The organism is Streptomyces sp. NPDC007189, assembly GCF_040703635.1.
In the GTDB taxonomy this organism is placed as follows: Bacteria; Actinomycetota; Actinomycetes; order Streptomycetales; family Streptomycetaceae; genus Streptomyces.
Map to the genome: position 1 here is coordinate 1 of NZ_JBEYEY010000002.1, position 12,719 is coordinate 12,719.

At 72.3% G+C, this 12,719-nt stretch carries 10 protein-coding genes; 3 read left to right on the forward strand and 7 right to left on the reverse strand.

The window, feature by feature from the left end; all coding sequences use genetic code 11:
• Positions 1-150 precede the first annotated feature (150 nt).
• Both AB0950_RS03195 and AB0950_RS03200 read right to left on the reverse strand, forming a co-directional pair.
• Positions 151-1,053 (reverse strand): ribokinase, encoded by a 903-nt coding sequence (locus AB0950_RS03195; RefSeq protein ID WP_366777673.1) that lies wholly within the window; start codon positions 1,051-1,053, stop codon positions 151-153.
• A gap of 154 nt (positions 1,054-1,207) precedes the next feature.
• A complete protein-coding gene (locus AB0950_RS03200) occupies positions 1,208-1,705 on the reverse strand; it encodes a YbaK/EbsC family protein (RefSeq protein ID WP_360144980.1) in 498 nt (165 codons plus the stop codon).
• Positions 1,706-1,822: 117 nt separating this feature from the next.
• On the opposite strand from AB0950_RS03200, the gene AB0950_RS03205 reads away from it, so the two are divergent.
• Both AB0950_RS03205 and AB0950_RS03210 read left to right on the forward strand, forming a co-directional pair.
• The gene (locus AB0950_RS03205; RefSeq protein WP_360572309.1) at positions 1,823-4,081 is read left to right on the forward strand and encodes an ATP-dependent RecD-like DNA helicase; all 2,259 of its coding nucleotides are present in this window, start codon (positions 1,823-1,825) and stop codon (positions 4,079-4,081) included.
• 239 nt (positions 4,082-4,320) lie between these two features.
• Positions 4,321-5,610: a citrate synthase gene (locus AB0950_RS03210; RefSeq protein ID WP_360144974.1), complete on the forward strand. Its 1,290-nt coding sequence runs from the start codon at positions 4,321-4,323 to the stop codon at positions 5,608-5,610.
• 647 nt (positions 5,611-6,257) lie between these two features.
• Here AB0950_RS03210 and AB0950_RS03215 read toward each other — a convergent pair.
• The 3 genes from AB0950_RS03215 to AB0950_RS03225 form a co-directional block, all read right to left on the reverse strand.
• Complete coding sequence (locus AB0950_RS03215; RefSeq protein WP_366777674.1) at positions 6,258-8,522, reverse strand: heavy metal translocating P-type ATPase; 2,265 nt, start codon at positions 8,520-8,522, stop codon at positions 6,258-6,260.
• A gap of 105 nt (positions 8,523-8,627) precedes the next feature.
• Positions 8,628-8,867, reverse strand: a complete 240-nt coding sequence (locus tag AB0950_RS03220; RefSeq protein WP_360144968.1) for a heavy-metal-associated domain-containing protein — start codon at positions 8,865-8,867, stop codon at positions 8,628-8,630.
• 86 nt (positions 8,868-8,953) lie between these two features.
• On the reverse strand, positions 8,954-9,880 hold the full coding sequence (locus AB0950_RS03225; RefSeq protein ID WP_360572305.1) for a PrsW family glutamic-type intramembrane protease: 927 nt from the start codon (positions 9,878-9,880) through the stop codon (positions 8,954-8,956).
• 296 nt (positions 9,881-10,176) lie between these two features.
• Here AB0950_RS03225 and AB0950_RS03230 point away from each other — a divergent pair, with 296 nt between their 5' ends.
• Entirely contained in the window at positions 10,177-11,220 is a 1,044-nt protein-coding gene (locus AB0950_RS03230) for a zinc-dependent alcohol dehydrogenase family protein (protein WP_366777675.1), read from the forward strand.
• On the opposite strand, the gene AB0950_RS03235 is transcribed toward AB0950_RS03230, so the two are convergent.
• Together AB0950_RS03235 and AB0950_RS03240 are read right to left on the reverse strand one after the other, a co-directional pair.
• Entirely contained in the window at positions 11,201-11,764 is a 564-nt protein-coding gene (locus tag AB0950_RS03235; RefSeq protein ID WP_360144959.1) for a GNAT family protein, read from the reverse strand. The two genes, AB0950_RS03230 and AB0950_RS03235, sit on opposite strands and share 20 nt — an antisense overlap.
• Positions 11,765-12,336: 572 nt before the next feature.
• Positions 12,337-12,537 carry a MerR family DNA-binding transcriptional regulator gene (locus AB0950_RS03240; protein WP_360144956.1) on the reverse strand — a complete coding sequence of 67 codons (201 nt, stop codon included), beginning with the start codon at positions 12,535-12,537 and terminating at the stop codon, positions 12,337-12,339.
• Positions 12,538-12,719: the final 182 nt, after the last annotated feature.

Genomic DNA, 12,719 nt, shown 5'->3' on the forward strand with positions numbered 1-12,719 from the left:
TCTGCGTCTTCTCGCGGCCGACGAGCTGGGCCAGACGGACCACGCCGAGGCCTCCTGCGCGCTGCGCCTCGTCGGAGGCGAGGGCTTCCAGCAGCCGCCCCCTCGAAGTCGTACGGACGCCCACCGGCGCCGCACGCCGAGCCCGCGCCGTCACAGTGCCTCGACGTCCTCCGGCGTCGGATACGACTCCTGCGCGCCCCGCCTGGTCACGGCCGCCGCGCCCACCCGGGCCGCGTACGCCGCCGCGTCAGCCAGGTCCGCGCCCGTCGCCAGCCGCCAGGCGAGCGCGGCCGTGAACGCGTCGCCGGCGCCCGTGGTGTCCACCGCGTCTGCCTTCACCGACGCCACCCGCGCCACCCCTGAGGAGTCGCACACCAGCGCCCCCTGCGCGCCCAGCGTCACCACCACCGAGCGCGGCCCCTTGGCCAGCAGCAGCCGGGCCCAGTCCTCGGGGTCCTCGCTGACGCACGCGTCGCCGAGGATCACCCGGGCCTCGTGCTCGTTGACGATCAGCGGGTCGCAGGCCGCGAGCACCTCGGTCGGCAGGGGGCGCGGCGGGGACGGGTTCAGCACGAGACGGCTGCCGGGGGCCAGGTTCCGCACGACCTCCACGACCGTCTCCAGCGGGATCTCCAGCTGCGTCGACACCACGCGGGAGGCGAGGAACAGGCTCACGGCCGTCCGCACGTCCGCCGGGGCGAGCTTGGCGTTGGCACCGGGCGACACCACGATGCTGTTGTCCCCGGAGGGGTCCACGGTGATCAGCGCGACGCCCGTCGGCGCCTCGCCCACCAGCACGCCCACCGTGTCGACGCCGGCCGCGCGCAGCGAGTCCAGGAGCAGCCGGCCGTGCGCGTCGTCGCCGACCCGGGCCAGCAGGGCCGTGTCCGCGCCGAACCGGGCCGCGGCGACCGCCTGGTTCGCGCCCTTGCCACCCGGGTGGACGGCCAGGTCGCCGCCGAGCACCGTCTCACCGGCGGCGGGCCGCCGCTCGACGTCGATCACCAGGTCGGCGTTGGCCGAACCCACGACCAACAGGTCGTAGTCGAACATCAGTTGACTCTCCTGACTCCCCCTGAGAGCTGACCCCGGCCGGGCGGCCGCCCCCCATGGTGCCCGATACCGGGTGAGGCGCGCTGGGCGACCCCCACGCGCGTGGCCCGCCGTCAGCCCCGGTGGCGCCCCTCCTCACGGACGGTGCGCACGGTCACGCGGGCTCGCCGGCGGGCAGTGCCCCGATGGCCGCCGTGACGGCCGCCGGTACGGCCGCGACGAGCGCGCCCGCCTCGATCTCGATGCTGCGCTCGGGCCGTCCGCTGCCGCAGTGCACGCGCCCGAGACCGCTGACGGTGTCGTCGAACACCACCATGGTGTCCGGATCCACGGAGACCGGGCACACCCCGCCGGGCCGCATCCCGGCCCGCGCCAGCCGCTCGGCGCCCGCGGGGGACAACTCGCCGCGCCGCAGCCCGGCGGCCCGGGCCAGCGGCCCGTACCGCAGCCGCGCGTGACCGGGCAGCGCGGCCAGCACCAGCCGGTCCTCCGCGGTGACGAAGGCCAGCGTCTTCACGGTCCGCTCCAGCGGAACGCCCAGCGCGGCGCACACCTGAACGGGATCGACGACACCGGGATGCTCGTACAGCCGGAAGGCCGTGCCGAGCCCGGTGAGCACGTCCGGCGGCTCAAGGGGTGCGGGATCGCTCACCCGCCCGAGACTACCGGGCGGACCGGGGGAGTCGACCTGCCCCGGCCCCGAAACGGAACTGCTCACCACGTGACTTGACCGGCACCGCCTGTCAGACCCCACCGGTACCGTCGGATCATGGCTCGAGAGGCGGGGACCCAGAGCGGTGAGCGGCGGCTCGCCGTGCTCGAGGGTGTGCTGGAACGGATCACGTACGCCAACGAGGAGAACGGCTACACCGTCGCCCGGGTCGACACCGGCAGAGGCGGCGGGGACCTGCTCACCGTCGTCGGCGCGCTGCTCGGCGCCCAGGTCGGGGAGTCGCTGCGCATGGAGGGGCGCTGGGGCTCCCACCCCCAGTACGGCAAGCAGTTCCACGTCGAGAACTACACGACGGTGCTGCCCGCCACGGTCCAGGGCATCCGGCGTTACCTCGGCTCGGGTCTGGTGAAGGGGATCGGGCCGGTCTTCGCCGACCGGATCACCCAGCACTTCGGGCTCGACACGCTCCGGGTCATCGAGGAGGAGCCGAAGCGGCTCATCGAGGTCCCCGGCCTCGGGCCCAAGCGGACCAGGAAGATCGCCGACGCCTGGGAGGAGCAGAAGGCGATCAAGGAGGTCATGCTCTTCCTGCAGACCGTCGAGGTGTCCACGTCCATCGCCGTGCGGATCTACAAGAAGTACGGCGACGCGTCCATCGGCATCGTCAAGGAGCAGCCGTACCGCCTCGCCGCCGACGTCTGGGGCATCGGCTTCCTCACCGCCGACAAGATCGCCCAGTCCGTCGGCATCCCGCACGACAGCCCCGAAAGGGTCAAGGCGGGGCTGCAGTACGCCCTGTCCCAGTCGGCCGACCAGGGGCACTGCTTCCTGCCCGAGGAGCGGCTGATCTCGGACGCGGTGAAGCTGCTCGCCGTGGACACCGGCCTGGTCATCGAGTGCCTCGCCGAGCTGGCCGCGGTCCCGGACGACGGCGGCGACCCGGGTGTCGTACGGGAGAAGGTGCCCGGACCGGACGGCGACGGCGCCGAACCCGTCACCGCCGTCTACCTCGTTCCGTTCCACCGCGCCGAGCAGTCCCTCTCCGCCCAGCTGCGGCGCCTTCTGCGGACGGACGAGGACCGGATGCCGGCCTTCCGGGACGTGGACTGGGGCAAGGCCCTCGGCTGGCTGAAGGGCCGTACCGGCGCCGATCTCGCCCCGGAGCAGGAGGCGGCCGTCAGGCTCGCGCTCACCGAGAAGGTCGCCGTCCTCACCGGCGGGCCCGGCTGCGGCAAGTCCTTCACCGTGCGCTCGATCGTCGAGCTGGCCCGCGCCAAGCGCGCCAAGGTGCTGCTCGCCGCCCCCACCGGGCGGGCCGCGAAACGGCTGGCCGAGCTGACCGGCGCCGAGGCCTCCACCGTCCACCGGCTGCTGGAGCTCAAGCCCGGCGGGGACGCGGCGTACGACCGGGACCGGCCGCTCGACGCCGACCTGGTCGTGGTGGACGAGGCCTCCATGCTGGACCTGCTGCTGGCGAACAAGCTGGTGAAGGCCGTGCCGCCCGGCGCCCATCTGCTGTTCGTCGGGGACGTCGACCAGCTGCCCAGCGTCGGCGCGGGGGAGGTGCTGCGGGATCTGCTCGCCGAGGGCAGCCCCGTGCCCGCCGTCCGGCTCACCCGGGTCTTCCGGCAGGCCCAGCAGTCCGGCGTCGTCACCAACGCGCACCGGATCAACGCCGGGCAGCATCCGCTCACCGACGGCCTGAAGGACTTCTTCCTCTTCGTGGAGGACGACACCGAGGCCGCCGGCCGGCTCACCGTGGACGTGGCCGCGCGGCGGATTCCGGCCAAGTTCGGGCTCGACCCGAGGAGGGACGTCCAGGTCCTCGCCCCCATGCACCGGGGACCGGCCGGCGCCGGGGCGCTCAACGGCCTGCTCCAGCAGGCCATCACGCCCGGCCGGCCCGATCAGCCCGAGAAGCGGTTCGGCGGCCGGGTCTTCCGCGTCGGCGACAAGGTCACCCAGGTTCGCAACAATTACGAGAAAGGGAAGAACGGTGTCTTCAACGGCACCGTGGGCGTCGTGACCTCGCTCGATCCGGTCGACCAGCGGCTCACGGTGCTGACGGACGAGGACGAGGAGGTGCCGTACGAATTCGACGAACTGGACGAACTGGCCCATGCGTACGCGGTGACCATCCACCGTTCGCAGGGAAGTGAATATCCTGCCGTGGTGATCCCCGTCACCACCGGGGCATGGATGATGCTGCAGCGGAACCTGCTGTACACGGCGGTGACACGGGCGAAGAAGCTGGTCGTCCTCGTCGGTTCACGCAAGGCGATCGGACAGGCGGTGCGCACGGTGTCCGCGGGGCGGCGCTGCACGGCACTGGACTTCAGGCTGCGCGGCGGCTGACCGCCCCTGACCAGGGGTGTCCGCCCGCATCACAAAAAATGATCGATCAAACGAGTCGTGAAGGTCACAGAGCACTTCCAGATGCCCTTCCCAGGGGGCAGGATGTGCAAGTTGGCGGCACTGAGTGCCGCCAATGGGCCCAATGGTCGACCCCGAGTGCACTCTCCTGAGCCAAATGGGGGATGGTAGAGACAGTCAGGGCACCTCGAAGATGAGGCACTACGTCGGTGAGGGAAGACGTGAGCGACAACTCTGTAGTACTGCGGTACGGCGACGGCGAGTACACCTACCCGGTGATCGACAGCACCGTCGGCGACAAGGGCTTCGACATCGGGAAGCTCCGCGCCCAGACCGGTCTGGTGACTCTGGACAGCGGGTACGGCAACACGGCCGCCTATAAATCCGCGATCACCTACCTCGACGGTGAGGCGGGCATCCTCCGCTACCGCGGCTACCCCATCGAGCAGCTGGCCGAGCGCTCCACCTTCCTGGAGGTGGCGTACCTGCTGATCAACGGCGAGCTGCCCACCGTCGACGAGCTGACGACGTTCAAGAACGACATCACGCGGCACACGCTGCTGCACGAGGACGTCAAGAACTTCTACAAGGGCTTCCCGCGCGACGCCCACCCGATGGCCATGCTGTCCTCGGTCGTCTCGGCGCTGTCCACCTTCTACCAGGACAGCCACAACCCGTTCGACGAGACGCAGCGCAACCTCTCCACGATCCGGCTGCTCGCCAAGCTGCCGACGATCGCGGCCTACGCGTACAAGAAGTCGATCGGCCACCCCTTCGTCTACCCGCGCAACGACCTCGGCTACGTCGAGAACTTCCTGCGCATGACCTTCTCGGTCCCCGCGCAGGAGTACGACCTCGACCCGGTCGTCGTCTCCGCCCTCGACAAGCTGCTGATCCTGCACGCGGACCACGAGCAGAACTGTTCGACCTCGACGGTCCGCCTGGTCGGCTCCTCGCAGGCGAACATGTTCGCGTCGATCTCGGCCGGCATCTCCGCCCTGTGGGGCCCGCTGCACGGCGGCGCCAACCAGTCCGTCCTGGAGATGCTGGAGGGCATCCAGGCGACCGGCGGCGACGTCGACTCCTTCATCCGCAAGGTGAAGAACAAGGAGGACGGCGTCCGCCTGATGGGCTTCGGCCACCGGGTCTACAAGAACTTCGACCCGCGCGCGAAGATCATCAAGGCCGCGGCGCACGACGTGCTCTCCGCTCTCGGCAAGTCGGATGAGCTGCTGGACATCGCGCTGAAGCTGGAGGAGCACGCGCTCTCCGACGACTACTTCACCGAGCGCAAGCTCTACCCGAACGTGGACTTCTACACGGGCCTGATCTACCGCGCGATGGGCTTCCCGACCGAGATGTTCACGGTCCTGTTCGCCCTGGGCCGCCTGCCGGGCTGGATCGCCCAGTGGACCGAGATGATCAAGGAGCCGGGCTCCCGCATCGGCCGCCCCCGCCAGATCTACACGGGCGTCGTCGAGCGCGACTTCGTGCCGGTCGAGGAGCGCTGACACCCCCTTTTTTCAGGGCTCGGTTCGCCTCCGGGGCGCTTGGTGCCGGTGTCGGCAGCACTCCGGAGGCTCACTCGCCGCATGGTGTGAGCGTCGGCAGCACAGTCAAAAAGCGGAAGGCGCCCTGAGACGCCGGTCCCCCCACGGGCCGACGACCAGGGCGCCTTCCCATGTCCCGGTGCGGATTCCCCCCACGGGATCCGGCCGGGCGCTCGGAGAGGACAGCGCCTGAATCGCTGTCGTGAGCAGAATGAGCAAAACTCGTCCTGCTCCAGTGATGCGGTGCGATCTGCCGGGACAGCGCACGCAGGGAGGGCCGCTCAAAGCTTCCCGGCGCACGTGCCCCGGCAACGCATCTCTGAGGAAGTCCCCCAAGACATCCCCAGATGCCGGCTGACGCCCCCCAAGACGCCGAACCGACATCGCCAACTTAGACCTTCGAACCCCTTCGATGGTTACGTTCGCATCACTGTGATCTGCGTCTCTTGCATATGTCCCTTAGGTGCGCAAGAGCCCCGATACGCGGATCGGAGCCCAAGCGTAAGGATGATGCGCGAGCCTTGTGAAGAGCTTATGTGAGGCTCGCCCCGGACTCTAGAGGGTCTCTTACTTCGGCCATCCCTAACCGCCGGTAACTTCGAGGCACTTCAGCGGAAGCGGCGCAGCCGCAGGCTGTTGGTCACCACGAACACCGAGGAGAAGGCCATCGCCGCCCCGGCGATCATCGGGTTGAGCAGCCCGGCGGCGGCCAGCGGCAGCGCGGCCACGTTGTAGCCGAACGCCCAGACCAGGTTCCCCTTGATGGTGGCCAGCGTCCGCCGGGACAGCCGGATCGCGTCGGCCGCGACCCGCAGGTCACCGCGCACCAGGGTCAGATCGCCGGCCTCGATCGCCGCGTCCGTCCCGGTGCCCATCGCCAGGCCCAGGTCGGCGGTGGCGAGCGCGGCCGCGTCGTTCACCCCGTCGCCGACCATCGCCACGGCCCGCCCCTCGCGCCGCAGCCGCCGTACGACCTCCACCTTGTCCTCGGGGAGCACCTCGGCGAACACGTCGGCGGAGTCGATGCCGACGGCCTGTGCGACCGCCTCGGCGACCGTGCGGTTGTCCCCGGTGAGCAGCACCGGCCGCAGCCCCAGGGCACGCAGGTCGCGCACCGCCTCGGCGCTGCCGTCCTTGATCGCGTCGGCGACGGCGAGCACGCCGCGGGCCCGGCCGTCCCAGCCGGCCACCACGGCCGTACGGCCCTCCCGCTCGGCCTCGCGCGCCGCGCGGGCGACGTCCGGCGGCAGGTCGTCGTACAGGCGCCCCACGGCCACCTCATGCCCGTCCACGCGCCCGCGCGCGCCCCGCCCGGGGACGTTCTCGAAGTGCTCGACCGCGGGGAGCGCGCCGACGCGTTCTCCGGCGCCGGCGGCGATCGCGCGGGCGACGGGGTGCTCGGAGGCGTGCTCCAGGGCGCCGGCGAGCCGCAACAGCTCCTTCTCGTCCTCGCCGTCGGCGGCGTACACCGCCTGCAGGGTCATCCGGCCGGTGGTGACGGTGCCCGTCTTGTCGAGGACGACGGTGTCCACGCGGCGCGTGGACTCCAGCACCTCGGGGCCCTTGATCAGGATGCCGAGCTGGGCGCCGCGCCCGGTGCCGACCATCAGCGCGGTCGGCGTGGCGAGGCCCAGCGCGCAGGGGCAGGCGATGATCAGGACGGCGACGGCGGCGGTGAACGCGGCGACCGTGTCCCCGGTGACCCCCAGCCACACACCGAAGGTGCCGAGCGCGATCAGGATGACGACCGGGACGAAGACGGCGGAGATCCGGTCGGCGAGCCGCTGCACCTCGGCCTTGCCGTTCTGCGCGTCCTCCACCAGCTTCGCCATCCGGGCGAGCTGGGTGTCGGCGCCGACCCGGGTGGCCTCCACCACCAGCCGGCCGCCCGCGTTGACGGTGGCGCCGGTGACCTTCGCGCCCGGTCCGACGTCCACCGGCACCGACTCGCCGGTCAGCATGGACGCGTCCACCGCGGAGACGCCCTCGACCACCGTGCCGTCGGTGGCGATCTTCTCGCCCGGCCGTACGACGAACCGGTCGGCGACGGCCAGCTCCGCCACCGGCACCCGCACCTCGCGCCCGTCCCGCAGGACGGCCACGTCCTTGGCGCCCAGTTCCATCAGCGCCCTCAGGGCCGCGCCCGCGCGCCGCTTGGAGCGGGCCTCCAGATAGCGGCCGAGCAGGATCAGCGCGACGACTCCGGCGGCGACCTCCAGATAGATGGTGGAGGCGCCGTCCATGCGCGAGACCGTGAGGCGGAACGCGTCGTGCAGGCCGGGCCTGCCCGCGTCGCCGAAGAACAGCGCCCACAGCGACCAGCCGAACGCGGCCAGCGTGCCGACCGAGACCAGCGTGTCCATGGTGGCCGCGCCGTGCCGGAGATTGGTCCAGGCGGCCCGGTGGAAGGGCGCGCCGCCCCAGACGACGACCGGCGCGGCCAGGGTCAGGGAGAGCCACTGCCAGTTGTCGAACTGCAGCGCCGGGATCATCGCGAGCAGCACCACGGGCGCGGCGAGCAGCGCGGAGACGAGCAGGCGGTGGCGCAGGGCGCCCAGTTCGGGGTCCTGCTCGGGGGTCTGCGGGCCCGCCGTCACGGGCTCGGGCTCGGGCGGCGCGGGTTCCTCGGCGGTGTAGCCGGTCCGCTCCACGGTGGCGATCAGATCGGCGACCCGTACGCCCTCGCCGAAGGTGATCCGCGCCTTCTCGGTGGCGAAGTTGACGGTGGCGCTGACGCCGTCCATCCGGTTGAGCTTCTTCTCCACGCGGGCGGCGCAGGAGGCGCAGGTCATCCCGCCGATGAGCAGCTCGACCTCGGAGGCGCCGGCCGTTGCGGCGCCGTTCTTCTCGGGCGTGGCGATGGTGCTGGTCATGTCCGGACTCCAGACATCGGACCGGGCCGCACGGAGCCAGTATCAGCTGGTCGGCACGGCCCGGTCGGGAATGAGAGGTGGGGCGTTCGGCCCTGAAAGCCGGGTTCAGGCCTTGCCGGCCAGCTCGAAGCCGGCCTCGTCGACGGCGGCGCGCACGGCGTCGTCGTCGAGCGGGGCCTCGGACACCACGGTCACCTCGCCGGTGGACGCGACGGCCTTCACCGAGCTGACGCCGGGGATCTGGGAGATCTCACCGGAGACGGAACCCTCGCAGTGGCCACAGCTCATACCGGTCACCTTGTAGACGGTGGTCACGGAGCCGGGTGTGTCGGTGTGGGCGGTCATGTCGTTGCTCCTCGTCGAGGCGTGTGAGGCCGGTGGGGTCCGGGAGGGAACCCCACGCTTCTCACAGTATACCCCTAGGGGGTACCTCACCAAGAGGCGTCCCGGCGCGCCAGCGACCGCACCCAGCCGACCCCGGCCAGCGCGACGAGCGCGAGCCCGCCGACCGAGAACAGCGTGAACAGGTGCTCCCGCACGCCGCCCGGCCGGACGAGATACCCCGGTGCGAACGGGTCGGCGCCGGTCAGCCGGGCCACCCCCCGCAGGGCGAGGCCGCGCGTGGCGTCCCCCAGCGCGTGCAGCAGGCAGACGCCGAGACAGGTGCCCACGAGCGGCGCGGTGATGCGGAAACGCCCGGTCAGCCGGCGCCGGGACAGCAGCGCGCCGCCCGCGATCGCCGTCCACAGCCCGTGCCCGAACGGCGCGAGCAGCCCGCGCGGGATCTCCGTCTGAAGCAGCGCGCGCAGACCGGCGCCGCTCGTGGAGGTGACCGCACCGAAGGCGTGCCCCACGCTCTCCGGGGCGGCGAAGCCGAAACCGACGGCCGCGCCGAGCACCAGTCCGGCGCGCATCCCGCGGATACCCGGCTGCCGGCGCAGCACGAACACCAGCGCCCCGAGCTTGGCCGCCTCCTCGATCAGGCCGACGCCGAGGAACCTGCCGAGGGAGGGGTGCAGCGGATACGACCCCAGCGGCGAGGCGCCGAGCACGCCGAGGGTGCCGCCGGCCAGGAAACAGCCGAGGATCGCGCTGACGCCCAGGTCGCGGACGTGCCGCTCGTACGCCCACAGCACGAAGACGACCGGCACGAGAAAGCCGCCGAGCAGGATCAGTGTCGGCAGCAGGGTGCTGTTCCGCGTCTCGTACGTGACCCACGCGGCCGACACCCACAGGGCGAGCCCTGCGCCCAGACACCGCCGCCACAGGCCCGCGGCGATCCGGGGGTACGGCGGTGGCGGCTGCTGGGGTCCGGGGATACGGGCCTTGGGCGCGCCGGGAGGCGGGGAGTGGCTCACGGGGGTCCCCTCGGACGACGGCTGGGCGGAGTCGAGTCGATGTCGAGCGGTTCATCCGCACTCTAGGCAGCCGCGCCGCGGGGCGCAGTCCGGGTGGCCTGGTGGGGGCATGGGGCGGGCCCCCAAGGGCGGCGAGGCAGACGTGCGCCGTGCGGGTGACGTCGGCGGGGGAGGCGCCGGGCATGAAGGAGGCGAGCAGGTCCTCGACGCGGCCGACGATCGTGGCGTGCAGCCGGCCGTGCGCCTCGGCCATCCGGACCCTCTACTCTTCGCGGAGGTTCCGGAAAGGAGTGCGGATGCGCGCGGTGGTGTTCGAGCGGTACGGCGAGCCGGCCGAGGTCCGGGACGTACCCGACCCGGAGCCCGAGGAGCACGGCGTCGTCGTCCGCGTGGAGGCCACCGGGCTCTGCCGCAGCGACTGGCACGGCTGGATGGGCCACGACGCCGACATCACGCTGCCGCACGTACCCGGACACGAACTCGCCGGTGTCGTCGAGGCGGTGGGCCCCCGGGTCAGCCGATGGCGGCCCGGCGACCGGGTCACCGTGCCGTTCGTCTGCGCCTGCGGCACCTGTCCGGCCTGCGCCGACGGCGACCAGCAGGTGTGCGAACGCCAGACCCAGCCGGGCTTCCACCACTGGGGCTCCTTCGCCGAGTACGTCGCGCTCGACCACGCCGACGTCAACCTGGTCGCGATCCCGGACGACATGGCGTACACCACCGCCGCCGCTCTCGGCTGCCGCTTCGCCACCGCCTTCCGCGCGGTGGTGCAGCAGGGCCGGGTGGCGCCGGGGGAATGGGTCGCCGTGCACGGCTGCGGCGGCGTCGGGCTGTCCGCGGTGATGATCGCGGCGGCGGCCGGTGCGCGCGTGGTCGCCGTCGACGTGTCGGCCCAGGCCCTCGCCCTGGCGCGGAAGTTCGGCGCCGCCGAGTGCCTGGACGCGACCGGGGTGATCGATCCGGCCGCCGCCGTCCGCGAGCTGACCGACGGCGGCGCCCATCTCTCCCTGGACGCCCTCGGCTCGCCCGCCACCTGCGCGAACTCCGTGAACGGCCTGCGCCGGCGCGGCCGGCACGTCCAGGTCGGGCTGCTGCCCTCGGCCGACGGCACCACCCCCGTCCCGCTGGCCCGCGCCATCGCCCTGGAACTCGAACTCCTCGGCAGCCACGGCATGGCCGCCCACGCCTACCCCGAGATGCTCCGCCTGGTCCGCTCCGGTGTGCTGCGCCCCGACCTCCTGGTGACGTCCACCATCCCGCTGGACGCGACACCGGCCGCCCTCGCGGCGATGGGCACGGCACCGGGCGCGGGGGTCACGGTCATCGAGCCGTGGAGTTGAGCGCGGCCCACTCCCGGTCCAGGATCGACATGATCACCTCGTCGGCCCAGGCGCCGTCGCGCCGCTGCACCTCCCGACGTACGCCCTCGACCACGAAGCCGACCTTCTCGTAGACCCGCAGGGCCCGCGCGTTGTCGGCGTACACCTCCAACTGGATCCGGTGCAGGCCGAGTTGCTCGAAGCCGTGACCGACGATCAGCCGGGTCGCCTCGGTGCCGACGCCCCGGCCGCGGCCCCGGGGGCCGATGAGGGTGCGGAACGTGCAGCTGCGGGCGGCCGGGTCGTACGCGTACAGGACGACCTCGCCCAGGACCTCGCCTGTCCCGGGGTCCGTGACGGCCAGATCGAGCCGGTCGGGCGAGGCCGACCGGGAGCCGTACCAGGACCGGAGCCGTTCCGGGCTGAGGTCGGTGGACGGCTCGAAGGTGAAGCGGATGACCTCAGGGTCGGCGATGATCTCCCACATGGCCCCGGCATCGGCCTCGGTGAAGGGCCGCAGGACGGTCTTCCGGCCGGTCAGCGTGGGTTTGACGGAGAAGTCCATGGTCGGCACTGTGCCCCACGCGGACGGTGGGGCACACGGGATTTTCCGCCGGCCGGCAGCCGGGCGAGCGGCGAAGGCCTCACGGTCGTGGGCCCCGCCTGGTGAAGGCCCCGCGGTCGTAGGTCCGCGGATGAAGGCCCGGCGGTCCTAGTCCCGCCGGGCGGCGAAGGCCTCACGGTCGTGGGCCCGCGGGGTGAAGGCCTGACGGTCGTAGGCCCCGCGGTCGTAGGCCCGCGGATGAAGGCCCGGCGGTCCTAGGCTCGCCGGGCGGCGAAGGCCTCACCGTCGTAGGCCCGCGGATGAAGGCCCCGCGGTCCTAGGCCCGCGGGTGAAGGCCCCGCGGTCGTAAGGCCCGCGGATGAAGGCCCGGCGGTCCTAGTCCCGCCGGGCGGCGAAGGCCTCACCGTCGTAGGCCCGCGGGGTGAAGGCCTGACGGTCGTAGGCCCGCGGATGAAGGCCCCGCGGTCCTAGGCCCGCCGGGTGAAGGCCCCGCGGTCGTAAGGCCCGCGATCGTGAGCCCCGCGGGAGGAGCCCCCGCGGTCGTAAGGCCCGCGCCGCCCGGCTCCGGGAGGTCAGTCCGTGCGCCGGCCCCGGTTGCCCGGTCGTGAGGCGACCCAGGCGTGGACGGTCTCGGCGTACCAGTACGGCTTGCCGCCCTCCACGCGGTCGGGCGGGGGCAGCAGCCCGTGCTTGCGATAGGACCGTACGGTGTCGGGCTGCACCCTGATGTGCGCCGCGATCTCCTTGTAGGACCAGAGCCTTTGGTCGGTCATGAGTTGCACCTCCCTGCGTGCGCCGCGGCGGCGGCCGGGGGCGGCCGTCGGGGGAGCCGGGCGCTGCGCTGGCGATCAGCGAGCCTGCGACCGGTGAACGACGCCCGGTCGCCGGTGGACAGGGGCTGTCGACACGGTGTGACGGGGAGCCCGCGTACCCGGGACATGTGTGACAGGAAGGA

Excerpts from the sequence above, each read along its gene's own strand:
- AB0950_RS03235 (WP_360144959.1), bottom strand. The coding sequence starts at position 11,764 with ATGGACTTCTCCGTCAAACCCACGCTGACCGGCCGGAAGACCGTCCTG.
- AB0950_RS03230 (WP_366777675.1), top strand. The coding sequence starts at position 10,177 with ATGCGCGCGGTGGTGTTCGAGCGGTACGGCGAGCCGGCCGAGGTCCGG.
- AB0950_RS03195 (WP_366777673.1), bottom strand. The coding sequence starts at position 1,053 with ATGTTCGACTACGACCTGTTGGTCGTGGGTTCGGCCAACGCCGACCTG.
- AB0950_RS03215 (WP_366777674.1), bottom strand. The coding sequence starts at position 8,522 with ATGACCAGCACCATCGCCACGCCCGAGAAGAACGGCGCCGCAACGGCC.
- AB0950_RS03220 (WP_360144968.1), bottom strand. The coding sequence starts at position 8,867 with ATGACCGCCCACACCGACACACCCGGCTCCGTGACCACCGTCTACAAG.
- AB0950_RS03205 (WP_360572309.1), top strand. The coding sequence starts at position 1,823 with ATGGCTCGAGAGGCGGGGACCCAGAGCGGTGAGCGGCGGCTCGCCGTG.
- AB0950_RS03240 (WP_360144956.1), bottom strand. The coding sequence starts at position 12,537 with ATGACCGACCAAAGGCTCTGGTCCTACAAGGAGATCGCGGCGCACATC.